At 73.9% G+C, this 26,680-nt stretch carries 26 protein-coding genes, 1 tRNA gene and 1 pseudogene; 15 read left to right on the top strand and 13 right to left on the bottom strand.

What is annotated here, in order from left to right; all coding sequences use genetic code 11:
* Window positions 1-3: 3 nt before the first annotated feature.
* Window positions 4-831: an SURF1 family protein gene (locus NLX94_RS25890; RefSeq protein ID WP_254385504.1), complete on the bottom strand. Its 828-nt coding sequence runs from the start codon at window positions 829-831 to the stop codon at window positions 4-6.
* A 67-nt stretch (window positions 832-898) separates the two neighbouring features.
* Window positions 899-2,719 carry a prolyl oligopeptidase family serine peptidase gene (locus tag NLX94_RS25895; protein ID WP_254385505.1) on the bottom strand — a complete coding sequence of 607 codons (1,821 nt, stop codon included), beginning with the start codon at window positions 2,717-2,719 and terminating at the stop codon, window positions 899-901.
* Window positions 2,720-2,840: 121 nt separating this feature from the next.
* Between NLX94_RS25895 and NLX94_RS25900 the strand changes: the two genes are divergently transcribed.
* The 3 genes from NLX94_RS25900 to NLX94_RS25910 are packed head-to-tail and all read left to right on the top strand — an operon-like array spanning window position 2,841 to window position 4,938.
* Window positions 2,841-3,008, top strand: coding sequence for a hypothetical protein (locus NLX94_RS25900; protein ID WP_254385506.1), 168 nt, complete (start codon window positions 2,841-2,843; stop codon window positions 3,006-3,008).
* 16 nt (window positions 3,009-3,024) lie between these two features.
* On the top strand, window positions 3,025-4,332 hold the full coding sequence (codA, locus tag NLX94_RS25905; RefSeq protein ID WP_254385507.1) for a cytosine deaminase: 1,308 nt from the start codon (window positions 3,025-3,027) through the stop codon (window positions 4,330-4,332).
* A gap of 6 nt (window positions 4,333-4,338) precedes the next feature.
* A complete protein-coding gene (locus tag NLX94_RS25910; protein ID WP_254385508.1) occupies window positions 4,339-4,938 on the top strand; it encodes an HD domain-containing protein in 600 nt (199 codons plus the stop codon).
* Between the two features lie 18 nt (window positions 4,939-4,956).
* On the opposite strand, the gene NLX94_RS25915 is transcribed toward NLX94_RS25910, so the two are convergent.
* Window positions 4,957-5,403: a DoxX family membrane protein gene (locus NLX94_RS25915; protein ID WP_254385509.1), complete on the bottom strand. Its 447-nt coding sequence runs from the start codon at window positions 5,401-5,403 to the stop codon at window positions 4,957-4,959.
* A 97-nt stretch (window positions 5,404-5,500) separates the two neighbouring features.
* Window positions 5,501-6,625 carry a sulfite oxidase gene (locus NLX94_RS25920; protein WP_254385510.1) on the bottom strand — a complete coding sequence of 375 codons (1,125 nt, stop codon included), beginning with the start codon at window positions 6,623-6,625 and terminating at the stop codon, window positions 5,501-5,503.
* 102 nt (window positions 6,626-6,727) lie between these two features.
* Here NLX94_RS25920 and NLX94_RS25925 point away from each other — a divergent pair, with 102 nt between their 5' ends.
* Window positions 6,728-7,117: an SHOCT domain-containing protein gene (locus NLX94_RS25925; protein ID WP_254385511.1), complete on the top strand. Its 390-nt coding sequence runs from the start codon at window positions 6,728-6,730 to the stop codon at window positions 7,115-7,117.
* 106 nt (window positions 7,118-7,223) lie between these two features.
* Here NLX94_RS25925 and NLX94_RS25930 read toward each other — a convergent pair whose 3' ends face one another.
* The gene (locus NLX94_RS25930; protein WP_254385512.1) at window positions 7,224-7,856 is read right to left on the bottom strand and encodes a sigma-70 family RNA polymerase sigma factor; all 633 of its coding nucleotides are present in this window, start codon (window positions 7,854-7,856) and stop codon (window positions 7,224-7,226) included.
* A 243-nt stretch (window positions 7,857-8,099) separates the two neighbouring features.
* The gene (locus NLX94_RS25935; protein ID WP_254385513.1) at window positions 8,100-8,870 is read right to left on the bottom strand and encodes a hypothetical protein; all 771 of its coding nucleotides are present in this window, start codon (window positions 8,868-8,870) and stop codon (window positions 8,100-8,102) included.
* Between the two features lie 281 nt (window positions 8,871-9,151).
* On the opposite strand from NLX94_RS25935, the gene NLX94_RS25940 reads away from it, so the two are divergent.
* The 3 genes from NLX94_RS25940 to NLX94_RS25950 all read left to right on the top strand — a co-directional run bounded on the left by NLX94_RS25940 (window position 9,152) and on the right by NLX94_RS25950 (window position 12,382).
* Window positions 9,152-10,261, top strand: coding sequence for a nitrate/nitrite transporter (locus tag NLX94_RS25940; RefSeq protein WP_254385678.1), 1,110 nt, complete (start codon window positions 9,152-9,154; stop codon window positions 10,259-10,261).
* Between the two features lie 27 nt (window positions 10,262-10,288).
* A complete protein-coding gene (locus NLX94_RS25945; RefSeq protein ID WP_254385514.1) occupies window positions 10,289-11,539 on the top strand; it encodes a sugar ABC transporter permease in 1,251 nt (416 codons plus the stop codon).
* Between the two features lie 69 nt (window positions 11,540-11,608).
* Window positions 11,609-12,382: a hypothetical protein gene (locus tag NLX94_RS25950; protein WP_254385515.1), complete on the top strand. Its 774-nt coding sequence runs from the start codon at window positions 11,609-11,611 to the stop codon at window positions 12,380-12,382.
* On the opposite strand, the gene NLX94_RS25955 is transcribed toward NLX94_RS25950, so the two are convergent.
* Window positions 12,375-13,592, bottom strand: coding sequence for an acyl-CoA dehydrogenase family protein (locus NLX94_RS25955; protein ID WP_254385679.1), 1,218 nt, complete (start codon window positions 13,590-13,592; stop codon window positions 12,375-12,377). The genes NLX94_RS25950 and NLX94_RS25955 overlap by 8 nt on opposite strands.
* Window positions 13,593-13,763: 171 nt before the next feature.
* Between NLX94_RS25955 and NLX94_RS25960 the strand changes: the two genes are divergently transcribed.
* Both NLX94_RS25960 and NLX94_RS25965 read left to right on the top strand, forming a co-directional pair.
* A complete protein-coding gene (locus NLX94_RS25960) occupies window positions 13,764-15,629 on the top strand; it encodes a CoA transferase (protein WP_254385516.1) in 1,866 nt (621 codons plus the stop codon).
* Window positions 15,626-17,413 carry a class I adenylate-forming enzyme family protein gene (locus NLX94_RS25965; protein ID WP_254385517.1) on the top strand — a complete coding sequence of 596 codons (1,788 nt, stop codon included), beginning with the start codon at window positions 15,626-15,628 and terminating at the stop codon, window positions 17,411-17,413. The genes NLX94_RS25960 and NLX94_RS25965 overlap by 4 nt, the downstream gene beginning before the upstream one ends.
* A gap of 57 nt (window positions 17,414-17,470) precedes the next feature.
* Here NLX94_RS25965 and NLX94_RS25970 read toward each other — a convergent pair whose 3' ends face one another.
* From NLX94_RS25970 to NLX94_RS25980, 3 genes are read right to left on the bottom strand one after another with little or no spacing between them, the layout of a single operon-like run.
* Window positions 17,471-18,319: a metal ABC transporter substrate-binding protein gene (locus NLX94_RS25970; protein WP_254385518.1), complete on the bottom strand. Its 849-nt coding sequence runs from the start codon at window positions 18,317-18,319 to the stop codon at window positions 17,471-17,473.
* Window positions 18,265-19,155 (bottom strand): metal ABC transporter permease, encoded by an 891-nt coding sequence (locus NLX94_RS25975; RefSeq protein ID WP_254385519.1) that lies wholly within the window; start codon window positions 19,153-19,155, stop codon window positions 18,265-18,267. Before NLX94_RS25975 ends, NLX94_RS25970 begins: the two co-directional genes overlap by 55 nt.
* Window positions 19,152-19,775, bottom strand: a complete 624-nt coding sequence (locus NLX94_RS25980) for an ABC transporter ATP-binding protein (RefSeq protein WP_254385520.1) — start codon at window positions 19,773-19,775, stop codon at window positions 19,152-19,154. Before NLX94_RS25980 ends, NLX94_RS25975 begins: the two co-directional genes overlap by 4 nt.
* A 438-nt stretch (window positions 19,776-20,213) precedes the next feature.
* Between NLX94_RS25980 and NLX94_RS25985 the strand changes: the two genes are divergently transcribed.
* The 5 genes from NLX94_RS25985 to NLX94_RS26005 all read left to right on the top strand — a co-directional run bounded on the left by NLX94_RS25985 (window position 20,214) and on the right by NLX94_RS26005 (window position 24,642).
* The gene (locus tag NLX94_RS25985) at window positions 20,214-20,717 is read left to right on the top strand and encodes a DM13 domain-containing protein (protein ID WP_254385680.1); all 504 of its coding nucleotides are present in this window, start codon (window positions 20,214-20,216) and stop codon (window positions 20,715-20,717) included.
* A 57-nt stretch (window positions 20,718-20,774) separates the two neighbouring features.
* Entirely contained in the window at window positions 20,775-21,845 is a 1,071-nt protein-coding gene (locus NLX94_RS25990) for a helix-turn-helix domain-containing protein (RefSeq protein WP_254385681.1), read from the top strand.
* 120 nt (window positions 21,846-21,965) lie between these two features.
* On the top strand, window positions 21,966-22,487 hold the full coding sequence (locus tag NLX94_RS25995) for a hypothetical protein (protein WP_254385521.1): 522 nt from the start codon (window positions 21,966-21,968) through the stop codon (window positions 22,485-22,487).
* A gap of 64 nt (window positions 22,488-22,551) precedes the next feature.
* A complete protein-coding gene (locus NLX94_RS26000) occupies window positions 22,552-24,063 on the top strand; it encodes a flotillin family protein (protein WP_254385522.1) in 1,512 nt (503 codons plus the stop codon).
* 126 nt (window positions 24,064-24,189) lie between these two features.
* Window positions 24,190-24,642 carry an SRPBCC domain-containing protein gene (locus NLX94_RS26005; protein ID WP_254385523.1) on the top strand — a complete coding sequence of 151 codons (453 nt, stop codon included), beginning with the start codon at window positions 24,190-24,192 and terminating at the stop codon, window positions 24,640-24,642.
* A gap of 142 nt (window positions 24,643-24,784) precedes the next feature.
* On the opposite strand, the gene NLX94_RS26010 is transcribed toward NLX94_RS26005, so the two are convergent.
* Window positions 24,785-25,498: a hypothetical protein gene (locus tag NLX94_RS26010; protein WP_254385524.1), complete on the bottom strand. Its 714-nt coding sequence runs from the start codon at window positions 25,496-25,498 to the stop codon at window positions 24,785-24,787.
* A gap of 167 nt (window positions 25,499-25,665) precedes the next feature.
* On the opposite strand from NLX94_RS26010, the pseudogene NLX94_RS26015 reads away from it, so the two are divergent.
* Window positions 25,666-25,782: pseudogene (locus tag NLX94_RS26015) on the top strand (site-specific integrase); the annotation flags it as partial.
* A gap of 77 nt (window positions 25,783-25,859) precedes the next feature.
* On the opposite strand, the gene NLX94_RS26020 reads toward NLX94_RS26015, so the two are convergent.
* Both NLX94_RS26020 and NLX94_RS26025 read right to left on the bottom strand, forming a co-directional pair.
* Window positions 25,860-25,933 (bottom strand) — tRNA-Pro (locus NLX94_RS26020).
* Between the two features lie 40 nt (window positions 25,934-25,973).
* Entirely contained in the window at window positions 25,974-26,663 is a 690-nt protein-coding gene (locus NLX94_RS26025; RefSeq protein WP_254385525.1) for a Pr6Pr family membrane protein, read from the bottom strand.
* Window positions 26,664-26,680 lie beyond the last annotated feature (17 nt).

Consider the following 26,680-nt stretch of genomic DNA (forward strand, 5'->3'; position numbering starts at 1 on the left):
TCCCTACAACTGCGCGGACTGCGCGGACTGGGCGGAGCCGGCCCCGGCCGGCTCCGGCTCCGCCGGGGCGTCGGCGGCATCGGCGAGGAGGCCCGCCTCCGCGTCGCGCAGGGTCTCCACCTCGCGCCGGTACAGCCGGAACCACATGAAGAGCACGAACGCGGCGAAGACGAACCACTCGCCGGTGTAGCCGAGGTTCTGGAAGGCCTTCAGGTCGAGCCCGGTGTTGGCCGGAGCCTGCGCCGGTACGGGAACCATCCCGTCGGCGGGGGTCTGCACGGTCAGCCAGGCGTCGTACAGGCCGTACGGCACGATGTTGACGAGCGAGGCGGCGCCGATGACGCCGAGCTGCCCGGCCGGCAGCCCGCCCGCGGAGTGCACGCCCTTGCTGGTGGAGTTCTCGGAGGCCTGGAGCGCGCCCGTCACCTCGACCCGCCCGGTCGGCGGGGCCGGGGCCCGGCGCGCGTCGGCGGTGCCGGGCAGCCAGCCCCGGACCACGGGTACGGCCTTGCCGCTGTCGGTCCGGAGCAGGGTCAGGACGTAGAACCCGTCCTTCCCGTCGAGCCGCCGCTCGGGGACGAGGAGCTGGTCGGCGTACTCCCCGGAGGCCGAGGCGAGCCGTCCGGAGGTCTGCTTGTCCACCGGGAGCAGCGATTCCAGCGGCGTGGCCGCCTGTTCGGCGGGGCGTGCGCTGGTCGCCTCCTTGTGGGTGTCGACGCGGTCCTCGAACCGGCCGAGCTGCCAGGTCCCCATGAACAGGCAGAAGGGAACGCCGAGCGCGACGAAGACGTTGATCCCCCACCAGCGCGGGGTCAGGAGAAACCGGTGCACCCCACCACCGTACGGGGGGTGCACCGGTTCGCCGGTGGCGGGGCCCCGCGAGGGCCCGGGCGACGGCCTACCGCGGCAGGTGCTTCAGCGCGAAGTCGATCTCCATCCGGACCTGCTTGATCCGCTCCTCCACCACGAGCGAGCCGTGCCCGGCGTCGTAGCGGTACACCTCGTGCTCCGCGCCGCGCGCCGCCAGCCGGTCCACGTAGTTCTCGATCTGCTTGATGGGGCAGCGCGGGTCGTTGAGGCCCGCCGCGATGTGGACCGGCGCCTTCACCGCGTCCACGTACGTCAGCGGCGAGGAGGCCTCGAAGCGCTCCGGGACCTCCTCCGGGGTACCGCCGAAGAGGGTGCGGTCCAGGGACTTCAGCGCCTCCATCTCGTCGTGGTATGCCGTCACGTAGTCGGCGACCGGTACGGCGGCCAGTCCCACCGCCCAGGCGTCCGGGTTCATGCCGAGGCCCAGCAGGGTCAGGTAGCCGCCCCAGGAGCCGCCGGACAGCACCAGGCGCGCCGGGTCCGCGAGCCCGGAGGCCACCGCCCAGTCCCGTACGGCGTCGATGTCCTCCAGCTCGATCAGGCCGACCCGGTGCTTGAGGGCGTCGGTCCACTCGCGTCCGTAGCCGGTCGAACCGCGGTAGTTGACCCGGACCACCGCGAAACCGTGGTCGAGCCAGGCCGCCGGGGTCGCGGCGAAGGCGTCGCTGTCGTGCCAGGTGGGCCCGCCGTGGATCTCGAAGACGGTGGGGAAGGGGCCCTCGCCGTGGCCGGCGGGACGCTGCGCGAGGGCGTGGATCCGCCCGCCGGGGCCCTCGACCCACACGTCCTCCACCGGTACGGAGCCCGGCGGCCGGAAACCGGGCGGGTCGAGCACGACCCCGCCCGAGGTCGACCTGATGACGGAGGGCTCGGCCGCGGAGGACCACTGGTACTCCACCGACCCGTCGGGCCGGGCCGTCGCACCCGACACGGTCCCCGGCGGGGTGTCCAGCCGTACGAGCTCCCGTGCGGCCAGGTCGTAGCGGAAGAGCTCGCTGCGCGCCTCGTAGCCGTGCTCGATCAGCAGCGCGGACCCGTCGGGGTACCACTCGGCGCCGACGTCGCCCGGCAGGTCGACGGCCAGCCCCTCCTCGGTGCCCGAGGCCACGTCCCACACCATCGGCTCCCACCGGCCGCGCCGCTGGTGGCCGACGAGCAGCCGGGTGTCCCCCGCGACGGGCGCGAAGCCGAGCACCATGAGGCCCAGCTCCTCGGTGCCGCCCGCGGAGTCGTCCAGCTCGGCGACGGTGGCGCCGTCCAGGGTGATCACGCGCAGGGCCGAGTGCATCGCGTCGCCGTGCTCGGTGTGCTCGACGGCGAGCAGGGTCCCGTCCCGGGACAGGTCGCCGACGCCCGCCGACTCGCGGTGCCGGTAGACGACGACCGGCTCCGTCCCGTCGGGCCGGACCACGTGGATGGTGGTCCCGTCCTCGTCGGTGGAGCGCCCCACGACGGCCGTCCCGTCCCGCCCGATGGCCAGCCCGGCGGGGTACGAGGCCTCCAGCCCGGGGGTGGCCGGCTCGTCGGGGCCGCCCGCGAAGGGCTGGCGGACCCAGGTGCCGAACTCGTCGCCGTCGGTGTCGGAGAACCACCAGAGCCACTCGCCGTCGGGGGAGAGGGTGCCGTCGGTGGTCCCGTTGGGCCGGTCCGTGGCCTGCCGCTGGGCGCCGGTGGCCCGGTCCCAGGCGTACAGCTCGTAGGTCCCGGTGGCGTTGGAGACGAAGAGCGAGCGGTCGGGCGCGTCCTCGGCCCAGTCGGGCAGTCCCACGCGCGGGGCCCGGAAGCGCTTCTCCCAGTCGGGCACGGGGGCGTCGTCGATGCGGGTCGTGTCGGCGGTGGCGTCAGTCATGCACCCCATGTAACCGGATCGGCCGCGGCCCGTCCCCCGAGATGCCGACGGGGCCGAACGGGCGCAGGGTGGTGTGCGTACGCGGTCCCGCGTACGAGGACGTGCAGAAGGAGTGGCGGTCATGGCGAAGAAGGCGCGTACCGGCAAGCCGGAACACCACGATTCGGAGCGTGCGATGGCGAAGAACACCGCGGCCGAGGCGCGCGCCAAGGCCGCCGTCCGCGATGTGCAGTCGGTCGCGGCGAAGACCCGGGGCATGCAGCAGAAGGCCCAGGCCAAGCGGGGTTGAGCCGTAGGCTGGCGCCATGCGGATGATCGTCCGGGGCGCCCGGCTGCTGCACAGCGAAGGCCTGCACGACGTCGAGGTCGCGGAGGACGGGCGGATCGCGCGCGTGCTCCCGTACGACGACCAGAAGGAGCCCCCGGCGACGGGGGTGCTGATCGAGGCGCACGGCGGGCTGCTCAGCGCACCCTTCGTCGAGCCGCACATCCACCTCGACACGGCCCTGACGGCCGGAGACCCGCGACCCAACGTCTCCGGGACCCTCTGGGAGGGCATCGCCTGCTGGAGCGAGCGCAAGAAGACCCTGACCCGCGAGGACGTGATCGCGCGGGCCACCGAGGTGCTCCGCTGGCAGGCCGCGCAGGGCGTGCTGCACGTGCGCACCCACTGCGACGTCACCGACCCGGAGCTGACCGCTCTCGACGCGCTGCTGGAGGTGCGCGACCGGGTCAGGGAGGTCATGACCCTGCAGATCGTCGCCTTCCCGCAGGAGGGCATCGTCTCCTTCCCCGGCGGCGAGAAGCTGCTGCGCGAGGCGGTCCGGCGCGGGGCCGACGTGGTCGGGGCGATCCCGCACTTCGAGGACACCCGCGAGGACGGGGTGGCCTCGCTGGCCGTCGCCTTCCGGCTGGCCGAGGAGCAGGGGCTGCGCGTGGACGCGCACTGCGACGAGATCGACGACGAGCAGTCCCGTTTCGTGGAGGTGCTGGCCGCGCACGCCCTGCGCTCGGGGCTGCGCGGGCACGTCACGGCCTCGCACACGACGGCGATGGGCTCCTACGGCGGCGCCTACAGCTTCAAACTCCAGCGCCTGCTGTCGCGTTCCGGGATCAACCTCGTCTCGAACCCCTTCGCCAACCTCAACCTCCAGGGCCGCTTCGACGCCTACCCCAAGCGCCGCGGCCTCACCCAGGTCAAGGAGATGCTGGCGGCCGGGGTCAACGTGGCCTTCGGCCACGACGACGTGATGGACCCCTGGAACGCGCTCGGCACCGGCAACCCGCTGCAGACCGCCCTCGTCGGGATCTACGCCGCCCAGCTCACCGGAGCGGACGAGATCCCGGTGGCCTTCGAGATGGTGACCGAGCGCGCGGCGCGCGTCCTCGGGCTCTCGCCCTCGGAGTACGGGGTCCGCCAGGGCAATTGGGCCTCCTTCGTGCTGCTGCCGGCCGAATCGCCCACCGAGGCCGTCCGCCGCCAGGTCCGCCCCCGCTACGTGGTCTCGCGCGGCACCGTCCTCGCCGAGACCCCGGCGGCTCCGCCCCGCCTGCTGGCCTGGCCGGGGGAGGAGGGCCCCTCGGAGGTGGACTTCCGGCCCCGCCTACGCTGACCTGCCATGACCTTTGTGACATGGACTCTTGACACTCCGTCCGGCCGGGCCGCACTGGAGATCGCCACCGAGTACACGGACGCGGCGCTGCTGAACCACTCCGTCCGGTCGTACGCCTTCGGCGCCGAGTACGCGGACCGGCACGGGCTCTCGTACGACCGCGAGCTCTTCTACGTCAGCGCGCTCCTGCACGACCTCGGGCTGACCGTGCCCTTCGACAGCCACACGCTGCCCTTCGAGGAGGCCGGCGGCCACGTCGCGCGGGTGCTGACGGCGGGGCTGGGCTGGCCCCGGGCGCGGCGGGCGCGGGCCGCGGAGATCATCGTGCGGCACATGCGCGAGGACGTCACGGCCGCCGAGGACGTGGAGAGCCACCTGCTCCAGATCGGTACCACCGCGGACGTCTCCGGGGTCGGCGTCGGCGACGCCGACCCCGTCTTCACTGCCGCGCTGCTCACGGAGTACCCGCGCCTCGGCTTCGGCGACGCCTTCTTCGCGCTGGTCGGCGACCAAGCCGCGCGCAAGCCGCAGTGCGCGGCGGCGGCCTACGTGGCGAGCGGCGCGAAGGAGCGCATCGCGGCGAACCCGCTCGACCGGCGGGGCTAGGCCGTCGATCCGGTCGATCTAGAAGAGCCCCAGCATGTTGTCCAGGGACCAGACCTGCCAGCCCATTGCGAAGAAGGCGACCCCGGAGATCAGGGCCATCATCAGGTTCTGCCCCTGCTCGCCCCAGTCGTGGATCATCAGGATCAGGTAGACCAGGTTGAGCAGCAGTCCGGCGAGCAGGGCTATCGGGGTCAGGAACCCGACGATGAGGCCGAGGCCCAGGGCCAGTTCGGCGTAGGCGACGAGGTAGGCCATGAAGCGCGGGTAGGGCTTCACGACGATGTCGAAGCCGCGCGTGACGAACCCCCAGCGGTGCTTCTCGGCCACGCCGGCCGCCCAGCGGATGCCGCCTCCGCCGAACCAGTCCTTCTTGTCCTTGTGCCGCCAGCTCTCCAGCCACCACAGCCCGAGCCCGATCCGCAGAACGGCGACCCATTCGGGTCCGCCGAGCCAGATGGTCTGCATCCTCGGTTCCTTCCCTCGTTCCCTCGCGATGATCTGACGATGTGTCAGTTTCGAGGGAAGGGGAGGGCTGTGGCAAGGGGTTGGCCGAGGAGAGGGCTCAGCGGGGGATGACGGAGACGGCCTGGGCCTGGACCTGGTTGTTGCCGAAGCCCCCGCGGTTCCACGGCTGCCGGAGCGGCTGCGTGCGCCCCGAGGCGTCGGTGGCGCGGACCAGCAGGGTGTGGCTGCCCGGGGCCGCCGTCCAGTCGAGGTGCCAGCCCTGCCAGGCGTACGGGTGCCCGCCCGGCGGCCGCACCTCGGCGTCGGCCCAGCTCCCGCCCCCGTCGGTGCTCAACTCCACGCGCACGACCGGCCCGTGGCCCGACCAGGCGCGCCCGGCGAGCCGTACGGGGCCGGGGCGCAGGACCCGGGTGCGGGACATGAAGTCCGGGAATCCCGGAGGGATCAGCAGGGCGCGCGGGGCGATCAGGGTGACGGGCTCGCCGGGATCCTCGGGCTCGGCGGGGTCTGCGGTGTGCCGCCTGTACCGGTAGGCCGTGGCCTGCTGGTAGCCGGCGAAGGGTGCGTCGACGAGTTCGATGTCGCACAGCCACTTCACGTGGGCCATGCCGTACCAGCCCGGGACGACCAGCCGCAGCGGATGCCCGTGCTGCGGCGGCAGGGGTCCGCCGTTCATCGTGTGGGCGAGCAGTACGTCCTCGCCGACGGGCAGCGGCAGGCTGCGCCGGTAGTGCTGCTCGACGCCCCGCTCCACCCCGTGGTCGGCGCCCGTGAACACCGCCTCCACGGCCTCCGGGGCCACCCCGGCCTCCGCGAGGACCGCGCGCAGCGGCACCCCCGTCCAGTCGGCCGTCCCCACCGCTTCCACCAGCCAGGGCTGGCTGACCGGCCGCGGGGACAGCCGGGCCCGCCCGTTGCCGGCGCACTCCATCGTGACCCGGCGGGTGACGGAGGGCAGGGCCCGGAGTTCGTGCAGCCCGAGCTCCAGGGGGGTGCGGAGGCGGCCGCGGACGGTGAGCCGCCAGGTGCTGCTGTCCGTGTCCGGGATGTCGTAGTGCACGAGGACGTAGTGCAGCCCGGCCGGCGTGACCTCGTACCGCATGGCCTCCAGCGGGAGTCCGTGGTTGCGGGCGGCGAGGGCCAGCTCGTCGAGGCCGATGCCCTCCCCGGGGGCGGCGATCCGGCCCGGGGGGCTGATCCCGGTGAGGGGGCGCTCCTCCATGGGGTCATGGTCCCGCTGTGGAGGTGGACCGGCTACTCCGCGTGCGGATCGCTCAATCGGACGGTATGAATTGATCTGTCCCTTATGTGATCGGAGTGACGCGTGGACGACTATCCACTGCTCAACCTGTTCTGGACCATGCTGTGGCTCTTCCTGTGGGTCATGTGGTTCTTCCTGCTGTTCAAGGTGATCACTGACATCTTCAGGGACCACGAGCTGCACGGCTGGGGCAAGGCGGGCTGGCTGATCCTGGTCCTCCTGCTGCCGTACCTCGGCGTCCTCATCTACCTGATCGTCCGCGGCAAGGGCATGAGCCTGCGCGACGTGAAGCAGGCGAAGGAGAACGAGAAGGCCTTCCAGGACTACGTCCAGAAGGCCGCGGGCCCCCGCAGCAGTCCGGCGGAGGAACTCGCGAAGCTGTCCTCCCTCAAGGAGCAGGGCCACCTGACCCAGGAGGAGTTCGACAAGGCCAAGGAGAAGCTCCTGGCCTGAGGGACGTACCCCCTTGCCCGTGGAACGGGGGCCCGACCGCGAGAGCGCGGCCGGGCCCCCGTCCGGGCGTTCCGGGCCGGGTGGCCGGGTGGCCGGGTGGTGGCGGTCAGGCCGCCGCGGGGTCCGTGGCCTCCAGGAGGTCGATCAGGGACGAGCGGGCCCGGGCCACGCGGGAGCGGACGGTGCCTATCGGGCAGCCGAGCATGAGCGCCGCCTCCGCGTACGGGAGGCCCATGAGCTGGGTGAGGACGAAGACCTCGCGGCGCTCGGCGGGGATCGCCGCCAGGAGCTCCGCGAGCGCGACGCCGTCCTCGAAGCCGGGTACGCCGCGCGGCTGGCTCTGCTCGGCCGCGGTCTGCCAGTCGTCTCTGTCGGCGATCCGGGGGCGGGCCGCCTTGTGGCGCAGGCTGTCCACCACGGTGCGCCGCGCGATGGAGAGCAGCCAGGTGCGGGCGGAGGAGCGGCCCTCGAAGCGGTGGAGGCTGCCGAGGGCGCGCAGGAAGGTCTCCTGGGTCAGGTCCTCGGCGGACTGCGGGTCCGCGCTGAGGTAGGCGACGTAGCGGCGCACGTCGTGGTGCAGGGCGCGCACGAACTGGTCCACCGCGACGGGGTCGCCGTCACGGGCGGCCAGGGCGAGGAGGGTGACGGCCTCGTCGGGGCCGGCGGTGCGGCGGGTGGGGGAGCCGGCGGAAACGGGGGCGGGAGCGGTGGTCGGGCGGGTGAGCAGTGCAGTGGTCATCGCCAGGTGTCCTTCTGGGAAACCGGCCGGATGCGATGCGGCGGCAGCAGCGGGGCAGGGCTGTGCCCCGGGCGACCGAAGTGACCGAAGTGACCGAAGTGACCGGGGTGCGCCCGGAGGGTCCGGAGAGCCGGGAGGGCCCGGAGTGCGCGCATCGAGGGGCCGGTGAACGGGTGGTACGGCCTGCCGGACGGCATGGCCGATGCCCGAGGCGCCGTGGGCGGCGCGTCGGGGAGCCGGCTGTCAGACGACAGCGATCCCGTGAGGTGGACCCCGTGAGGTGAGGGCGTCGGCGAGCAGCAGTCCGCGGGGCGTACGGACCCGGTGGTTCCGGGGGAGCCGGACGCGGGGGCGGTGCGCGGGCGCGGGGAGGCGGAGGAACAGGCCCAGCGGTACGAGGAGCCGGGCGGCGACGGCGCGCAGGACGCGGAAGGCGCCGCGTTCGCCGTGCGCGAGCCAGAGCCCGCAGAGCAGGGCGGCCAGGAGGTGGCCCGCGAGCATGCCCGCGGGGGACATGGAGCCCATGGCGTGCGCGGCGCCCGGCATCGGCATGGGCAGGGGCAGGGTCGATACGAGGGAGGCGGCGTTGTCGGCCGTGCCGTGCAGCCCGTGTGCGCTGTGCGCGCCGGCCAGTCCGTGGATGTCCTGGACGACGTCCTGGGCGGTGCCCCCGGTTCCGGAGGGGGCGCAGAGCAGGTACTGGACCCAGCGGCGGCCCAGCGAGGCTAAGGAGGCGCCCGGTTCCTGCGACCGCGCCACCGCGGCCTGGGCGAGCGAGAACCCGCCGTGCAGGGCGGCCTGGACGCCGACGGTGGCGGAGACGACGGCCGTGAGCCCGCGCTCCCGCCCGGCGAGTAACCAGCCGGTCGCCGAGGTTGCGGCGAACGCCGCGGCCATCCCCCACCAGGGCACGGAGGTGCCCGACATGAGGATGTGCCCGAGCGACGAGAGCAGCACGCAGGTGGCCGCGAACATCGCGGCCCGTACGGCTCGGCAACATCGACCGGGTGTCATGGCGGTGCCATCGTTGCACCGGCCGGGCGGAGGGCGACAGAGGGCATCAGGTTTTCCCCTCGCCGGAAACCGCCCCCCCCGTGTGATGTGGTGCACGCCACAACAGGCCCTGGGAACCCGGGCGTTCGCCGGTCCGACTCCTGTCCCGAGCGAAGGCCGACGGTGAGCGCCGAGCGGCGTGCGGTGAGCGGCAGGGACGGGGTGGGGGAGCTGTGGCGGACCGGAGCGGGCCCGTGGAGGCGTCCGGAGCGCCGGGGCTGACGGCTCTGCTCACCGGAGCCATGGCCTTCTCGATGCTCCAGCTGTTCCTCCTCGGCGCGCTCGGTCCGCGCCTGGTGGGGGAGTTGGGGGTGTCGCCCGCCGTGCTCGGCTGGACCACCACCGTCGGGTTCGGTACCGCGGCCGTGCTGTCGCCGCTCGGCGGGAGGCTGGTGGACCGGATCGGGCCGCGCCGTTCCCTCGTACTCCTGCTGTCGGTGTCCGCGGCGGCGCTCGCGCTGATCGGGGCCGCGCCCGGGACCGGGCTGCTGCTCGCCGCCGTCGCGCTCGGGGGACTGCCCCAGGCCCTGGCCAACCCGGCCACCAACAAGGCGATCCTCGCCGCCGTGCCCCCCGGCCGTCGCGGGCCGGTGACCGGCATGAAGCAGTCGGGCGTCCAGCTGGGCGCCTTCGCCGCCGGGCTCCCGCTCACGGCACTGGCCGGCGGGATCGGCTGGCGCGGGGCGGTGTGGACGGCCGCAGCCACCGCCGCGCTGGCGGCGCTGTGGGCGCGGCGCGCCCTGCCGGCGGACCCGCGGACGGGCCCCGTCGGGCCCCGGGCCCCGCTCGTGCCGCGGGGCGCCATCGCCTGGCTGGCGGTGTTCTCCCTGTTCCTGGGCTGCGGGATCGCCTCGGTCAACACGTACGTGGCCCTCTTCGGGGCGCAGCGGCTCGGCATGGGTCCCACCGCGGCGGGCTCGCTGGTCGCGGTGCTCGGAGTCGCGGGCATCGCCGGGCGGGTCGGCTGGTCGAAGGCGGCCCGGCCGGGGCGGGCCGAGTGGCTGCCGGGAGCCCTCGCGGCCGGCGCGGTGGGGGCGGCCGTCCTGCTGGTCGCGGCGCCGGGCGCGGGTCCGCTGGTGTGGGTGGCCGCGGTGGCCGTGGGGGTGTTCGCGGTGGCCGCCAATGCCGTCTCGATGGTCCTGGTGATGCAGCGCTCCGCCCCGGGGCGGGCCGGGCAGGACTCCGCGCTCGTGGCCGCCGGCTTCTTCACCGGCTTCGCCGTCGGCCCCCTCCTCTTCGGCCCCCTCGCGAACGCCGGCCGCTACGGGACGGGGTGGCTGCTGGTGGCGGCCGAGTTCGGTGCGGCCTGCGTGGTGGGTCTGACCTGGGTGCTGCGGGAGCGACGGCGTTGACGTGTCGGTGAGTTGACGGGGGTGCGCGTGGTGGACGGGTGGGCGGGAAAGGCGCTGGTCGAGGTCCTCGACCAGGTGGCCCGGACGGCGGCCGAGGTCGGTGAGGGGCGGTTCCCGCTGTACGCGGATCCGGAGACGGGGGAGTGGACGACCACCGGCCGGGGTTCCTGGGCCGGTGGGTTCTGGGCGGGGCTGCTGTGGCTGCGGGCGCGGCACACGGGGGCGGAGGCCGACCGGGCCGCCGCCTCGGCGTGCACGGCCCGGCTGGGCGGCTGGGTGGAGGCCGACACCGCGACGCGCGGGCTGATCCTCTGGTACGGGACCGCCCTGGCCGGCGGGGACGCGGAAGCGCGGGAGCTGCGGGCGCGGGCGGCGCGGGCCTGCGGGGCGGCGGTGGACGGGGAACTCGGGCTGCTGCCCTGGGGGTCGGCGTTCGGCGGGCCCCGGTCGCTGGCCCGGGTGGACGGGCTGCCGGGCACGGTGCAACTGCTCGCCGAGGTGGACCCGGCGGCCGCGGCTTCGCATCTTCGCAGCCACCTGACCCTGTGCCTTCCCGCAGCCGGAGCTGGAGTCGGGACCGGGGCCGGAGTCGGAGCCGCAGTCGGAGTCGGAGCCGGAGCCGGAGCCGGAGCTGGGGCCGCAGCCGGAGTCGGAGTCGGAGCCGGAGCCGCAGCCGGGGCCGGGGCCGGAGCCGGGGCCGGAGTCGGAGTCGGAACCGGAGCCGCAGCCGGGCCCGGCTCCGGGCCGGAAGTCTGCCGCGCCCGTGACCTCGTACCGGCCTGGGCCCATGAAGCGGGGACGGGCTGGCGGGCGTGCGCCGAGCCGGCGCCGGGCTGGAGCCGGGGACCGGCCTGGCTGCTGCTCGCGCTGGCCGACGTACTGCACCGGCCCGCGGTCGCGGCGTGCCTGCCGGGGGATCCGCGGGCGCTGGCGGAGCGGCTCGCCGACGCGTGGACGGGGCCGGACGCACCCCTCGTACCGGCTGCGGACGCGGCCCGGCCGGACGGGCCCGTGGACACCTCGGCCGCCGCCATCACGGCCGTCGCGCTCCTGAAACTGTCACTGCTCCCCGGGCCCCGGGCCGAGGCGTACGCGCGCCGTGCGGGGCAGATCCTGGAGCACCTCGTGGACCGTCACCTGTCCCGGGGCCGCCTGGTGGACGGGTGCTACGACGCGGGCGCGGGGCTTGCCGTGCGCCATCAACTGGTCTGGGGAGACTTCTTCTTGGCGCTGGGGCTGGCCGGTCCGGCCGGCCTGGCCGACCTGCGCGGAGTCTGACGGCAACGGAGATCCTTTTGTGATCATTCCGTGTGCAACCCGAGGACCGGCGCCGGGGTCGAATGGGGCATGTCCTCTTCCCAAGTCCTCAGCAAGGGGAACTCCTCCGCGACCCTCGGTCCCGACCGCCTGATCGTCAAGCAGGGCCGGCAGCGCAAGGAGATCCCCCTCGAAGCCGTATCGGAAGTCCGCGCCGACGGCGGTACGGCCCTCCGGGTGGTGCTGACCGATGGAGCCGTGCACCGGCTCGACGGCGGCAACGCCACGGCCACCGAAGCGTTCCGCGTCGCCCTCGACGAGGCCCTGCCCGCGGAGCGGAACCCGGCGGGCAGTTCCCTGGTCGTCACGGAGAGGGAGCCCTCCTCGATCAAGGCCTGGCAGGTGTGGGTGGGGATCCTGCTCTTCGCCTGCGGGTACATGGGCTACGTCGTCTGGGTGGGGCACTCCGCTCCGGACCCGGAGACCTGGCCCCTCGTGCTCTTCGCGGTGTTCCCGCTCGGCGTGGGCCTGCCCCTCACCCTCTTCATCCTGCTCAAGACCGTGGACCGGGTGGCCCTCGCCCGGCGCGGCATCACCGTCCTCGGCGCCATGACCTACCACCCGAACGGCAGGCAGCGCGGCTCCTACGTGTTCACCGACACCGACGGCGGCGAGCACACCCACCAACCCACCTTCGGCCGCTCGTCGGAGAGCCTCCAGATCGTCTACGACCCCCGCAGCCCCGGTACCAGCGCCCCCCGGCGCCCGCTGCCCGAGCTGCTGCTGATGTATTTCTTCGGCTGGATCATCTCGCTCGGGATCCTCGCCCTGGGCGTGCTCATGGTGGTGGCCCCCTTCATGTGAGCACCGGAGGGTCGCAGGGTCGGCTCTTGTATCCGTCCAGCACCCTCCGGGCCACCCCCGTGATGTGCAGTTCGTCCGGGCCGTCCAGGATCCGGGCCGTGCGGCCCGACCGGTAGAGGGCGGGCAGGGGGGTGTCGGGCCCCAGGCCGGCCGCGCCGTGGATCTGGATGGCCGCGTCGGTCACCTGCTGGAGGGTGCGGGCGGCTGCCACCTTGGCGAGGCCCACCTCCACGTGGGCGTCCCGTCCGGCGCCGAGCGCGGCCACGGCCTCGTGGACGAGCGGCCGGGTCGTGCGCAGCGCCAGGAGCGATTCGAAGACGTGGCCCTGCACCAGCTGGTGGCCGCCGAGCGGGCCGCGGGAGCCGGTACGGGAGTTCACGCGGGCGCACATGAGGTCGAAGGCGCGCTGCGCCTGGCCGAGCCAGCGCAGGCAGCGCAGGGTGCGGCCCAGCTGGAGCCGTTCCGCGGCGATGGAGAGGGCCCGGCCGCGTGCGCCGAGGAGGTGGTCGGCGTCCACGTGCACCCGGTCGAACTCGATCTCCCACTGGCCGGCCGCGCCCAGCACCGGTAGCTCGCGCACCACCCGGAAGCCCGGCGCCGAGGTGGGGACGACGAGCAGGGAGAGCCCCGTACGGTCGCCCGGACGGCCGTCGGTACGGGCCAGGACGGTCACCAGATCGGCTTCGGCGGCGTGCGAGGTGAACCACTTGCGGCCGCTCAGGATCCAGCTCCCGTCGGCCTGTTCGGTCGCGCACGTCGAGGTAAGGTACGGGTCGCTGCCCGGGGTTTCCGGTTCGGTCATGGCGTAGCAGGCGCGCAGTTCGCCGGCCGTCAGCCGGCGCGGGTACAGCGCGCGGATCCGGTCGCCGCCGTGCCGCCACAGCATCGTCACGTCGAGCAGCGGCGCCGATCCCAGGGCCGCCGGTCCGTGGTCGCTCGCCCCCTCGGCCTCGGCGATCCGGGCGTAGCCCGCCAGGTCCAGGCCCTGGCCGCCCATTTCCCGGGGGAGGGGCAGGGCCCACAGTCCGGCCTGCTTCGCCCCGTCCTGGAGCTCGCGCAGGGCCTCGGCGGCGGCGGGGCCGCCCGCGTCGAGGACGGGCTCGCGGGGCATCACCCGCCGGCGGACGAATTCCGTCACCTGAGTCAACAACTCCGCTTCGGAGTACGGCTGTTCGGGGGCGTGCGTCGCGCTCCGGCCGTCGTTCTCCATCTGGTTCTCCACCACTTTCCTCCAGCCCGCCGGGAACCCGGGGGAACGGCCGTGCGACTGCCTGCCCGTGGAACTGGTCGGGCGGGTACGCCCCTTGGTTCCCGCTCGGTTCCCGCGTACGGGATCACCTGCGGCGCCGGCCGATCGCCGGGCCGGGAGAAGAGGAGAGGCATGGCGTCACCCGCCGTCACCCAGACCGCTCGGCCGCTCGACGGGCTGCGTTTCACCACCTCGGGACCGCCCGCGCTCACCGGACCGGTGGCCGGGCACCTGAGGCTGCTCGGAGCCGTGGCCGGGGGGGCCGGGGACGCCGGGCCGTCCGCGGGGGGCGGCGCCGACACGGCGTACGTCACCCTGGCGGACGCCGGCTTCGGGAACGCCTCCGGGCCCGCGCCGGGCCTCCCCGCCCGGGCGACCGCAACCATCGCCTGGGCTTCGCCCGGTGCGGCCCCCGGGGCCGTCACCGACGAGGCGACCGCGCAGGCCGCGACCGGGATCATGGCCGTGCACGGCCGCCGCGACGGTCTGCCGCGGGGGCTCGCCGTCGACTACGCCACCGCCGCGACGGCCGTCCTCACCACGCAGGGGCTGCTCGCCGCCCTGCTGGCCCGGGCCAGGGGGTGCGGGAACGCCGCCGCGCAGCCGCACACCTATGTGGACCGGGCCGGGCTGCTCGTCGTGTCCCAGTACCTCGCCGCGAGCGGCGCCGACGAGGGCGAAGCCGCCGAACTCGCGCCCGGGGGGCCGCCCTTCACCGCGGCCGACGGCACGCTCTTCGAGCTGGAGACGCTGGATCCGGGTGCCTGGGCGGCGTTCTGGCGGGCCCTGGAGGCCCCCGCCGACGCGGTACGGGCCGGCTGGCGGCCCTTCCAGTTCCGGTACGCGACTGCGTGCGCGCCCTTCCCCGAAGCACTGCACGCCACCGCCCGGGCCCACGGCTGGCACCGGATCCGCCGGGCGGCATCCGCCTCGGGGGCCGAGGTCTGCCGGCTGCGGAGCCTGGCCGAGCGGGCCGCCGAGGACGACGGAGCCGCCCCCTGGACCCTGACCCCGTACGGCCCCGGCGGCCGTGTCCCGAAGGCGCACCCCGGCCCCGGCCCCGGCCCCGGCCCCGGCCCGCTCGCCGGCATGACCGTCCTCGAGGCGGGCCGTCGCGTGCAGGCGCCGCTCGCCGCCCATCTGCTGGGGCTGCTCGGCGCCGAGGTGGTGCGGATCGAGCCGCCGGGCGGTGATCCGCTGCGCGGCATGCCGCCCGCCTGCTCGGGGATCTCCGCCCGCTGGCTGGCCCTGAACCGGGGCAAGCGTGCCGTGGAGATCGACATCAAGTCGCCGGGCGACCGGCTGCGGCTGGCCGAACTGGCGGCCGGAGCCGATGTGTTCCTGCACAACTGGGCCCCGGGGAAGGCCGCCGAGCTGGGCCTGGACTCCGTCGACCTCGCGCTCGCGAACCCGGCGCTCGTGTACGCGTACACCGGTGGCTGGGGCACGGGCCGGATCGCCGACCCGCCGATGGGCACGGACTTCATGGTCCAGGCCCGCACCGGCGTCGGCGAGGCCGCCCGACCCCAGGGCGAGCCGCCCGCGCCCTCCCTGATGACCCTGCTCGACGTGCTGGGCGGGCTGCTCGGCGCCGAGGCCGTCCTCGCGGGGCTGCTGCTGCGGGAGCGCACCGGGCGCGGGGTCCGCGTGGACTCCTCTCTGCTCGGCGCCGCCGACCTGCTCACCGCCCCGGCCCTGCTCCGCGCCCGGCGCGGGGAGCCCGGCCGCCGACCCGCGGGCTTCCGTACGCCGCTGCGCACGGCCGACGGCTGGATCGCCCCGGCGGACGCGGACGCCCGCGCGGCGGCGGCCTTCGCCGACGCGCTCGCGGGGCTGCCCACCGAGGACGCCCTCCGCACGCTGCGGGAGCGCGGCCTCGCCGCGACCGCCGTCACCACCGACCTCGCCGATCTGCGCCACGACCCGCGCTTCGCCGGTTCGATCAGCCGCGACGCGCACGGTGCCCCCGCCGTTCCCGACCCCTGGAGCTTCGTATGACCGTCGCACTGCACGATCTGCTGCCCGTGGGCCTGCGCCGCTCGTGGGCGGTCGACGGAACCTGTCCCGACCTCGACCTCTACAGCCTCTTCCGGGCCCGCCAGATCGCCGACCTGCACCACACCGCGGTCATCGACGCCAAGGGCTCGCTCTGCTACACCGCGCTCGACCGCAAGGTGCGATGTCTGGCCACCGGTCTCGCCGAGCTCGGCGTACGGCCCGGCGACGTGGTCGGCGTCCAGCTCCCCAACGGCCGCGACGCGGTCATCGCGGACCTGGCCCTGGCCGCCCTCGGAGCGGTGGCCCTGCCCTTCCCGGTGGGCCGGGGCGGCCAGGAGGCCCGCTGCCTGCTGCGCCGTGCCGAGGCCGTGGCGGTGATCGCGTCCGTGGAGCACCGGGGCCACCACCACGCGGCCGACCTGCTGGCCCTGGCCCCCGAACTGCCCGCGCTGCGCCATGTCGTCGCCGCGGGGGGACGGGCGGGCACGGAGCCTGAAGGAACGATTCGGCTCGCTACGTTGCTGCGCTCCGACCCGGCCGCCTTCGTCCCCGCCCGGCCCCACCCCGACAGCGCCGCGCGCATCCTGGTCTCCTCGGGCTCGGAAGCGGAGCCGAAGATGATCGCCTACTCCCACAACGCCCTCGCCGGGGGCCGCGGCAACTTCCTCGCCTCCCTGATGCCCGACGGGACCCCGCCCCGCTGCCTCTTCCTCGTCCCGCTCGCGTCCGCCTTCGGCTCCAGCGGGACCGCGGTCACCCTCGCCCGGCACGGCGGAACCCTGATCGTCCTCGACCACTTCACCCCCGGGGCGGCCCTCGCGGCGGTGCGCGAGCACCGGCCCACGCACGTCCTCGGTGTGCCCACGATGATCCGCATGATGCTCGACCGACTGGAGACGGAGGCAGCCGCGGGGCAAGCGCAGCCGCTCCCCGCCCCCACCGCCCTGATCCTCGGCGGCGCCCCCCTCGACGAAACCACCGCCGAGAACGCGAGCCGCGCCTTCGGCTGCCCGGTCGTCAACCTCTACGGCTCCGCCGACGGGGTCAACTGCCACACCGGACTGGGCGCGGCCGCCCCCGATCCCGAGGCCACGGGCATCGCCGCCGGCCGCCCCGACCCCCGGGTCGCCGAGATCCGGATCGCCGACACCGAGACCCACGAGCGGCTCCCCGACGGCGCCATCGGGGAGATCATCGCCTGCGGCCCCATGACCCCCATGTGCTACGTCGCCTCCCCGGACCTGGACGCCCGGTACCGCACGCCCGAGGGCTGGGTCCGTACCGGCGACCTCGGCTACATCGACGAGGACGGGGTGCTCCACGTCGTCGGCCGCCTCAAGGACATCGTCATCCGGGGCGGATCCAACATCAGCCCCGCCGAGGTGGAACGGGAGCTCTCCTCCCACCCGCTCGTCCGCGACGTCGTCTGCGTCGGAGTCCCGGACGCGGTGATGGGCGAACGCCTCGCCGCCTGCGTCGTCCCCCGCGGCGACCGGACCCCCACCCTCGACTCCCTGGCCGGACACCTCGCGCTCCGCGGCCTCGACCGCCGCAAGCACCCCGAGCGCCTGCTGCTGCTGGCGGAGCTCCCGCTCACCCCGGCCGGCAAACCCGACCGAGCGATGCTGCGCGCACGCCTCGCGGAGGGAACGTCCGGCTCGGAGGCTGCCCCGACCTCGCCCGAGCCCGCCGGCAGTGCCCGTACCGAGTCGGCCACCCGGGCCCGGGCCGGGACCGGCGCCGGCGCCCCGGCCGCTGCGGCACCCGCCGGGGTGGGCGCGTAGACGACGGGGGCGGGGCGGCCCCGGTGGACCGCCCCGCCCCGCCCCACCCGTCCCGCGCTATCCGGCGGAGCCGCCCGCCTTGCCCATGGCCTTCTTCAGCTCGGCCCCCGCGTTGCGGTAGACCGGCAGCAGGTCCAGGTCGTTCCCGGGGTAGTTGACGATCTGCACCTGTCGCGCGCCGGAGTCGGGCAGGACCGTCCCGGTCGACATGTGCGCGTTGTCCAGTACCAGCGCCGGCTTCTTCGCCGACAGCTCCGCCAGCTGTCCCGGGGTCACCGCCTCCGGGCCGTAGGTGCCCACCGTGGTGGCGCCCGCCAGCTTCGCCGACCAGGCGGTGAACACCTGGCTCACCACCGAGGGGCTCTTCCCGTCCGGCCAGGCGGCCTGGACGTCCTTGGAGACCCGCCCGTACTCGGTGTCGAACTCCGCCGTCCACTTCGCGGCGGCGGCCTGGGTGCCGAACAGCGCGCCCAGCCGCGTGACTTCGGCCTTCACCTTGTCGGCGTCGTTGTCGAGGCCGACCTCCACCAGCTTCGCCTTCGACCCGGCGGCCTCCTTGATCTTCGCCGCGTACGGCTCGAACGGCGCGTAGAGCACGAAGTCGGCCCCGGCGACGGCGGCCAGGTCGGAGGGCTTGGGGTCGTAGTCCGGAGCGTGGTGCACGGACTGCGGCACGATCACCTTGACCTCCTGCGCGCCCGCGGCCTTGGCGAAGGCGCCCTCCCAGGTGGTCGTCACGACGACGACCGGGGCCTTGCCCTCGGGGGCGGCACCACCGGGCTTGGTGCCGTCGGTGCTGCTGCCGTCGCCGCAGCCGGTCACCAGGGCCAGTGCCAGGCCCACTGCCGTGCTCAGTGCGAGGAGGGAAGCGGGGGAAGTGCTGCGGACGCGGGTACGCGGCGCCATGAGCGGATTCTCCGTTCGGGTACGAGGTGCACCGCGAGGACGAGCGCCCCCGCGGTCAGGACGAGGACGGGCCCGGGGGGCCAGTCCAGCCGGAGGGCGACGAGGAAGCCGGTCAGGTTCACGAAGACGCCGATCCCCACCGCCCACCCGGTGATCGATTTCAGCGAGGTGCCCAGCCGGCGCGCGGCCAGGGCGGGCAGCAGGGTCAGCGCGTCCACCAGAAGGGCGCCGGTGAGCTTGATGGCCCCGGCGACCGCGACCGCGACGAGCACGAGCAGGACGGTGGTCAGCGCCCGCACCGGCACGCCCGAACACTGCGCGAGCTCGCGGTCGTACAGGAGCAGCGCGAGCTCGCGCCGCCGCCACCAGAACAGGCCGGGCACGAGGACGGCCAGGATGCCGAGCACCACGAGGTCGGCGCCGCCGACGGACAGGATCGAGCCCCAGAGCAGCGCGAACGCGCCCGAGGCGTTCACCCCCGACACGGCCAGGAGCAGGAGCGCGGCGGCGATCGCCAGGCTCATCAGCAGCCCCATCGCCCCGGACAGCCCGTCCGGGGTCCGGGCCAGCGGCGCGACCCCGGCCCCGGCCAGCGCGCAGGCCACCAGCGCGCACAGCATGGGGTCCAGCCCGGTGAGCAGTCCGACGGCGATGCCCAGCAGGGCGACGTGCATCATCGCGAAGCGCACCGGCATGATGTCCAGCCCGACGATGACCACACCGATCACGGGCAGCCCGACGGCGGCCAGCAGCAGGGCGAAGCCCGCCCGCTGCACGGGGGCCAGTTGCAGCAGGGTCCCGAGGTCGGCGGCCGCGAGGGTGGCAGTGGTGCTCACGAGACCTCCCGCAACCGTCCGGCGGCCATCTCCAGCACCCGGTCGCAGCGTTCCGCGAGCGCCCGGTCGTGCGTGACCACGACCAGCGTCACGGGCAGGGCCGTCAGTACGTCGGCGGCCTCGTCCTGCCCGGCGAAGTCCAGGGCGGCGGTCGGCTCGTCGGCGAGCAGTACGCCGGCCCCCGCGGCCACGCAGCCGATCGCCCGGGCCAGGTACATCCGCTGCAACTGCCCGCCCGACAGGGTGTGCAGGGGCCGCCGGACCAGCGGCCCCACCCCCAGCCGGTCGGCGGCATCGGCGGCGGCGCGGGGGTCCCCGCTGCTGGCGAGGAGCTCGCCCCCGAGCAGCGGGAAGCGCCCCGCGGCGGGCTTCTGCGGGATCCACGCACACGCCCGCCGCCGCCAGGCGGGATCGCCCGAGCGGCCGCCGACCAGGATCTTCCCGCTGACCCGCGGGTGCAGCCCGAGCACGGCGCGCAGCAGGGTGGTCTTCCCGGACCCGTTGGTCCCGGTCAGCGCAACCCGCTCCCCGGCACCAACCTCCAGATCGACCCCCACCACAGCCTCAACCCGCCCATGCCGACACCCCACCCCCTCCATCCGCACATCCAGCCCGCCCATCCCCAACCCCTCCACCGTCACCAACCCAACCTCCGCGCCCAGTTGGTCGTCCACAACCCCCCCAAAGTTCCAGCAACCCAAGACCTGCCACAGCCACCCCACCCCCACCACCCTCCGCCCCCAGCCGCGACAACCACGGGGCCCCACCCCCGACCGCCCTCCGGTCTCGGTTGGGGCAGCCGCGGGGCCCCGGTCCGGCTGGCCTCCGGCCTCGGTTGGGGCAGCCGCGGGCCCCGACCCGACGGGCACAGCCATCCCGCCCTGGTGACGTAAGCCTTTCGTCATCGGCCCGGGCATGGCCCCCGCCCCCGCCCGCGCGTTGAATGCCCATACGGCCGCCCCTACGGCCGCACGCGAGGAAGGGCACCACGAGTGACGCAGCACCCGACGCCGAACCAGCCGCAGCCGCCGGCCAGGAGGCGGGGCGTACGCCGCCCCCTGGCCCTCCTCGCCCTCCCGGCGGCCCTGCTCCTGGGCCTCGGCCTGTACTGGTTCCAGCCGTGGAAGCTCTGGCAGGACGCCACGGTCCACGAGTCCCTCCCGTCGGCGCCGACGGAGACGGCGACCGCGCCCACCGCCCCGGCCGCCCCGCGGACCCTCGCCCAGGGCGCGCTGATCAGCCACGAGCACACCACCACCGGCACAGCGAAGCTCATCCGCCTCCCGGACGGCTCCCACACCCTGCGCCTGGAGAACCTCGACACCAGCAACGGCCCGGACCTGCGGGTCTGGCTGACGGACGCGCCGGTCAAGGAGGGCACGGCGGGCTGGCGCGTCTTCGACGACGGCAAGTACGTCAGCCTGGGCAAACTCAAGGGCAACAAGGGGGACCAGAACTACGAGGTCCCCGCCGGGGTCAACCTCTCCGACTACGGCAGCGTCACCATCTGGTGCGACCGCTTCGACGTCTCCTTCGGCGCGGCCACCCTCACGACCGTGTGACCCTTGTTCCTGGACAAACCCGCGATACGGGCGCGGCAGGAGCGGGGGGACTGGAACGTGGCGGAACCGCAAGCACCGCAAGCACCACAACCACCGGAGAACCACCTCTCCGGGTACGCCGACCTGCTCACCGCCGCCTGCGCCACGGGCCGCCGCATGACCCGCCCCGAGCTGGAGTCGCGCCGCGCGGAGGGGGAGCGGGCGGCGGAAGCCGGACTGCCGCTCCGGGCCCTGATACGCGATCACTTGGCCGCGGCGCAGCTCGTACGGCCCCTCCCCGCCCCCGGCCCGCTCCTGAAGGCCGTAGAGCAGGCGGTGGACGCCTTCGTCGAGGGCTACGAACGCGCACAGCTGCAGGCGGTCCGCCAGGAGGAGGCGGCCCGCCGGGAGTTCATCGACGACCTGCTCTACGGCGGCAGCGACCTCGGCCGGCTGGCGGAGCGCGCCGAGCGCTTCGGGCTGCGCCTCTCGCAGTCGCACGGCGTGGCCGTCGCCGCCGGGCCCGAACCGTACGGTGACGGCTACCCCGTGGCGCGCGGGATCGAAGCGGCCGTCCTCGCCCGGTTCCCGGGCCGCCAGGTCCTGCTGACGACCAAGGACGGCCTGCTGATCTGCGTGGCCCCGGGGGACCAGCCCGAGGTCCTGGCGTACTTCGCGCAGCGGGCGCACGAGGCCACCGACGGCGGCCGGATCGGGATCGGCCGCTCGCACCCGGGCCTGGGCGGGGTGGTCCACTCCTACGAGGAGGCCCTGGGCGTCCTCGACCTCGCCCGCCGGATGGACCTGGACGGACCGGTGCTGCACGCGGCCGACCTGCTCGTCTTCCCGGTGCTGACCCGCGACCGGCAGGCCATGGCCGATCTGGTCGAGAGCACCCTGGGCCCCCTCCGTGCATCCCGCGGCGGCGCCCGCCCGCTCCTCGACACGCTCACCGCGTACTTCGACAGCGGCTGCGTCTCCACCGAGGCCGCCCGGCGCCTCTCGCTCAGCGTGCGCGCGCTCACGTACCGGCTGGGCCGCGTCCGCACCCTCACCCGCGCCGACCCGGCCGACCCGCTGAACCGCTACACGCTCCAGACCGCGGTGATCGGAGCCCGCCTGCTCGGCTGGCCGGACGGCGAAGCATGACGCGGGACCCTGCGCCGAGTACGCGTCAAGATTGCCGACCCCGGGCAATGTGCGCGGCACGCCTCCGGTGACACGCTGCCCGTGTCCGGCGGGAACGTCGCGCGGGCGGGAGGTGTGGTCATGGTTCTGTTTCTCGGTCTCGGCACGGCGGGGCTCGTGCTGCTGGCCCTCTCGCTGCTCCTGGACGGAGTCCTGGAGGGCCTCTTCGCCGGTACGCCCGAGGGGCTCCTCGGCGGACTGTTCGACGGCTGGCTGTCCCTCCCCGTCCTCGCGGGCTTCGTGTCGATGCTCGGGTTCACCGGGGCGATCGTCCTCGGGACCACGGGCCTCGGACCGGGCCCGGCGACCGCCGCGGGCGCTCTCGCGGGGGCCGGCACGGGCTGGGCCACGTACCGCCTGAGCCGCGCCCTGATGCGCGACGGCGGCGGGGCCGCCCCGCGCCACGACTCCCTCGTCGGCTCGACCGGCACCGTGGTCACCGCGATCCCCGCCTCCGGCTACGGCGAAGTCCTGCTGAGCCTGGCCGGCCAGCCCGTGAAGTACGCGGCGACCGCCGAAGCCCCGCTGCCCCGCGGCGCGCAGGTGTGGGTGGCGGAGACCCCGTCACCCACTTCGGTGGGCGTCCGCCCGATAGACCACTGACACACCCACAAGACCACCAAAACCCGTACCGATCTGCTCCCACGGGACGCAGGAGGGATCCGCCATGAGCCCAGTCGTCGTCACCGCGGTCGTGGGAGTCTTCGTACTCCTCGTCCTTCTCGCCCTGGTCGTCGTCACGCGCTACAAGGTCGCCGGGCCCAGCGAGGCGTTCATCATCACCGGCCGGCGGGGCAAGAGGTCCACCGACCCGGAGACCGGCCGGATATCCACCGACACCACCGGCCAGAAGGTCGTGGTCGGCGGCGGGGTCTTCGTCGTCCCCTTCGTGCAGCAGCGCTACTCCCTCGACCTGTCCAGCCGGCACATCCCCATCGCCGTCCGCGGCGCGGTCACCCTGCGCGGCATCAAGGCCAATCTCGAAGGGGTCGCGATCGTCAAGGTCGGCGGCAACGAGGACGCCATCCGGGCCGCCGCCCAGCGTTTCCTCCAGCAGCAGGAGGGCATCGTCGGCTTCACGCAGGAGGTCCTCTCCGGCGCCCTGCGCGCCATCGTGGGCCGCATGTCGGTGGAGGACATCATCCGCGACCGGGCCGCCTTCGCCGGGCAGGTCGCCGAGGAGGCGGAGGCCAGCCTGTCCGGGCAGGGCCTGGTCCTGGACGCCTTCCAGATCCAGGACATCACCACCGAGGGCTCCTACCTCGAGGACCTCGGCCGTCCCGAAGCCGCCCGGGCCAAGCAGGAGGCCGACATCGCCGAGGCCAACTCCCGCAGGGCGGCCGAGCAGGCCCGCCTGAAGGCGGAGGAGGAGATCGCGGTCGCCGAGCGCACCCTCTACCTCCGCCAGGCGGAGATCAAGGCCGAGACGGACGCGGCCGCCGCCCAGGCCAACGCCGCCGGCCCGCTGGCCGAGGCCGACCGCCAGCAGCAGATCCTCGGCGAGCAGGAGAAGGTGGCGGAGCGTCAGGCGGCGCTGACCGACCGCCAGCTCGACACCCAGGTCCGCAAGCCCGCCGACGCCCGCCGCTACGAGGCGGAGCAGGAGGCGGAGGCCAAGCGGGTGGCCCGCGTCAAGCAGGCCGAGGCCGAGCGCCTCGCGGCGATCGCCGCCGCCCAGGGCGAGGCGGAACGCGCCCGCCTCACGGGCGAGGGCGAGAAGCAGCGCCGCTCGGCCCTGGCCGAGGCCGAGGCCATCGAGGGCGCCAAGCGCGGTGAGGCGGAACGCGCCCGCCGCGCGGCGATCGCGGAAGCGGTCCGCCTGGAGGGAGACGCGGAGGCCGCGGCCATCCTGGCCAGGGGTTCGGCCGAGGCGGAGGCGATGCAGAAGAAGGCGGAGGCCTTCGAGACGTACGGCGACGCGGCGATGATCCAGATGATGGTCGAGGCCCTGCCCCAGGTCGTGGCCAAGGCCGCCGAACCCCTCTCCGCCATCGACAAGATGACCGTCATCTCCACCGACGGCGCGAGCAAGCTCTCCCGCACGGTCACGGAAAACGTGGCCCAGGGCATGGAACTCCTCTCCTCCACCACAGGCGTGGACATGGCCCACCTCCTGAAGGGCCTCACCACCCACCAGCAGCCCACTTCCCCCACGGAAAAGATCGAAATCACAGCCTGACCCCCACCCACCCCACCCCGAGGCCCGCTGCCCCCAGCGGGCCTCACCCGCACCCCAGCCCCACCAAGCAAAAATGCCCCCATGACACCCCCCACCCCACCCACCTCACCCACTCCCCCCACCCCCATGGACACGGTCACACTGGAGCGCCGCATCGCGGGGGCCCGCCCCGAAACGGTCTTCACCTTCCTCACGGACCGCGACAAATGGCTGTCCTGGATGGGCACGGACGGCACGTTCTCCTTCGAACCCGGCGGCGAGTACCGCACCCGGATCACCGGCCAGAACGTGGCATCAGGCCGCTTCCTGAAGATCGCCCCACCCAGCAGCCTCACCTTCACCTGGGGCTGGGAAGGCCCGGCCACACCCATCCCGTCGGGCTCCACAACGGTCCAGATCACCCTCGACCCCACCCCCGGGGGCGGCACGGTCCTCCACCTGATCCACACCGGCCTGCCCACCTCAGAAGCCTGCGAGGCCCACGCAGAACTCTGGCAGCACTACATCGACCGCCTCACCCAGGACGCCGAAGGCACCACCCCCACCCCGGACCCCTGGACCCAACACCCTCCGACCTGACCCCAGGGATCCACCAGGTACCCGAAAATACAGAAGGGGCCTGACCCGCAATGCGGATCAAGCCCTTGACCTGGTCTTACGAAGCCAGGCTGGTGGTACCAGAACCCACGACCTCTCCGTCCGGTCGCCCTCGTCCTCTGAGCTATCGCCGGGCCCGTTCGGCGGCGGCGATATCGGACGCCGTCGTCGTGGCCCGTCGGCCGGCCTGGACTTGCTGGAGCCGAGTGATCGTTGCGGCCAGCACGTCATGGGCGTCTGTGGGATCCTCGCCCGCGTCCTGGACGCGAACTCGAACGATGACCGTGCCGGACCGGCTGTAGCCGTAGACCGTGCCGCTCGATCCGGCGTACGTGATGAAGAGCGATTCCTCTCCGACGGGCCGGGGCACCGTGACGGGCGTCGTCTCTTCCTTCTCCTGCCACTGGTCGTACGCCGTCCTCGCATGCTCGGCGTTGTCGAACTGGCAGACGTGCAGATCGATCTCTCGGGAGACGGTCGATCCTTGGTAGTCGTATTTACCCCTGCCCGACCGCTGCCAACCGGCCGGTGCCGGGCCGTTCCGGGGAGAGCAATCGTCGGGATCCCCCGGACTTCTCTTGTGCAGGCTGCCGGGATAGTAGTCGGGGACCACGTCCTCGGCGTCGGGAATCGCCTGCGTGATCTGGCTCTGGCTGAGCTGCTTGGTCAGTGGCACGTCGGTGTCGTCCTTGAACGGCTCCACCTCGCCGGTGCCGCGCACAGAGGGCCCCCCGGCGGGCGCTGCCGGTGCCCCCGTCGGCGCCTCGTTCGCCGAGCAGGCGGAAAGTGTGAGGCAGGCCAGCAGGACTGGGGTTAAGGCGATGTGACTGCGCGTCATGTGATCAACATAGCCCGGCCTGCGGGCGCCCGGACCCCAGTAGCCGTTTTCGGATCTTGCACTCTGAGCCGACAGAAGAACTGTCCGGCACTCGGGCAGGCTCACTGCTGCGCGGACTCACGCGATGCGGGTGCTCGCCGGGGGCCACGTCTTCCCAAAGGGGGAGCGTCGGCCATTCCGGGACGGCCGTCACCGAGGCGGTGCATCGGAAACAGATCCGTCCGGTGATCCAGACGGGAGCCATCGCCATGGGCGACATCTTCGGGGCCGCTCGGAACCCGTAGCCGCTCAGTTAGTCCCCCAGACGCAGGAAGAGCCGGTGCAGATTGCTCTGCACCGGCTCTCACCTGGTCTTACGAAGTCGGGGTGGCGGGATTTGAACCCACGACCTCTTCGTCCCGAACGAAGCGCGCTGCCAAGCTGCGCTACACCCCGATGTCCACCCTTGCAGCGCTTGCTGCCCTGGCGACATCGATTACTTTAGCGGACCCTCGGCCGGAGACGAAATCCGGTTTTCGCGGGGCGGGCGGTAGCGGTCCGCCGTGACCAGGGCGAGGCCGAGGGCGTAGAAGGCGAGGCCCAGGACCACGGCGTTCAGGGCGACCCGGGCGTAGCCGTACTGGGCGGCGTCGATGAAGGGGTATGTGTACCGGCTCGGGGTGCCGGGGGAGAGCAGGGCGCCTCGGGTGAGGGCAAAGGCCACGTAGAGGAGGGGGTACGCCAGCCACTGGGCGGCGTAGCGCGGGCGCAGGGTGCGGGGGGCGGTCAGGAAGAGGAAGTCCAGGGCGGCGCCGATGGGGGTGACCGTGTGGAGGAGCTGGTTGGAGACGGCCTTCGGCCCGGAGAGCTTGTCGAGGGCCTCGAGGACGTTGAAGGGGCTCGACGGGTTGGCCAGGACCAGGTGGAAGACCAGGCCGGTGATCAGGATGAAGAGGAGGACCCCGCCCCGCCAGAAGGGGTCCACGTCCGGCTCGCGCCGGTGGAGGCGGTAGGCCGAGAGCCCGAAGGTCACCGCGACCAGGATGTTCGTCCAGATCGTGAAGAAGCTCAGGACGACGGGCACGCTGCCGTATACGCACTCGATGACCAGGCCGGTGACGGCCGCAGCCGCGATCAGCGCACGGAAGGCGACGGTCGTGGGGCGGAGGGCGGCTGGTGTGATCATCCCGTCAACGTACTCGG

Source organism: Streptomyces sp. TBY4, assembly GCF_024213195.1.
Taxonomy (GTDB): Bacteria; Actinomycetota; Actinomycetes; order Streptomycetales; family Streptomycetaceae; genus Streptomyces.

Coding starts and splice junctions, on each gene's coding strand:
- NLX94_RS25980 (WP_254385520.1), bottom strand. CDS start 19,775: ATGGGCGGGCTGGATGTGCGGATGGAGGGGGTGGGGTGTCGGCATGGG.
- NLX94_RS26005 (WP_254385523.1), top strand. CDS start 24,190: ATGGACACGGTCACACTGGAGCGCCGCATCGCGGGGGCCCGCCCCGAA.
- NLX94_RS25915 (WP_254385509.1), bottom strand. CDS start 5,403: ATGCAGACCATCTGGCTCGGCGGACCCGAATGGGTCGCCGTTCTGCGG.
- NLX94_RS25935 (WP_254385513.1), bottom strand. CDS start 8,870: ATGACACCCGGTCGATGTTGCCGAGCCGTACGGGCCGCGATGTTCGCG.
- NLX94_RS25930 (WP_254385512.1), bottom strand. CDS start 7,856: ATGACCACTGCACTGCTCACCCGCCCGACCACCGCTCCCGCCCCCGTT.
- codA (WP_254385507.1), top strand. CDS start 3,025: ATGCGGATGATCGTCCGGGGCGCCCGGCTGCTGCACAGCGAAGGCCTG.
- NLX94_RS25950 (WP_254385515.1), top strand. CDS start 11,609: ATGTCCTCTTCCCAAGTCCTCAGCAAGGGGAACTCCTCCGCGACCCTC.
- NLX94_RS26010 (WP_254385524.1), bottom strand. CDS start 25,498: ATGACGCGCAGTCACATCGCCTTAACCCCAGTCCTGCTGGCCTGCCTC.
- NLX94_RS25920 (WP_254385510.1), bottom strand. CDS start 6,625: ATGGAGGAGCGCCCCCTCACCGGGATCAGCCCCCCGGGCCGGATCGCC.
- NLX94_RS25895 (WP_254385505.1), bottom strand. CDS start 2,719: ATGACTGACGCCACCGCCGACACGACCCGCATCGACGACGCCCCCGTG.
- NLX94_RS25995 (WP_254385521.1), top strand. CDS start 21,966: ATGGTTCTGTTTCTCGGTCTCGGCACGGCGGGGCTCGTGCTGCTGGCC.
- NLX94_RS25960 (WP_254385516.1), top strand. CDS start 13,764: ATGGCGTCACCCGCCGTCACCCAGACCGCTCGGCCGCTCGACGGGCTG.
- NLX94_RS25970 (WP_254385518.1), bottom strand. CDS start 18,319: ATGGCGCCGCGTACCCGCGTCCGCAGCACTTCCCCCGCTTCCCTCCTC.
- NLX94_RS25910 (WP_254385508.1), top strand. CDS start 4,339: ATGACCTTTGTGACATGGACTCTTGACACTCCGTCCGGCCGGGCCGCA.
- NLX94_RS26000 (WP_254385522.1), top strand. CDS start 22,552: ATGAGCCCAGTCGTCGTCACCGCGGTCGTGGGAGTCTTCGTACTCCTC.
- NLX94_RS25965 (WP_254385517.1), top strand. CDS start 15,626: ATGACCGTCGCACTGCACGATCTGCTGCCCGTGGGCCTGCGCCGCTCG.
- NLX94_RS26025 (WP_254385525.1), bottom strand. CDS start 26,663: ATGATCACACCAGCCGCCCTCCGCCCCACGACCGTCGCCTTCCGTGCG.
- NLX94_RS25940 (WP_254385678.1), top strand. CDS start 9,152: ATGGCCTTCTCGATGCTCCAGCTGTTCCTCCTCGGCGCGCTCGGTCCG.
- NLX94_RS25955 (WP_254385679.1), bottom strand. CDS start 13,592: ATGGAGAACGACGGCCGGAGCGCGACGCACGCCCCCGAACAGCCGTAC.
- NLX94_RS25900 (WP_254385506.1), top strand. CDS start 2,841: ATGGCGAAGAAGGCGCGTACCGGCAAGCCGGAACACCACGATTCGGAG.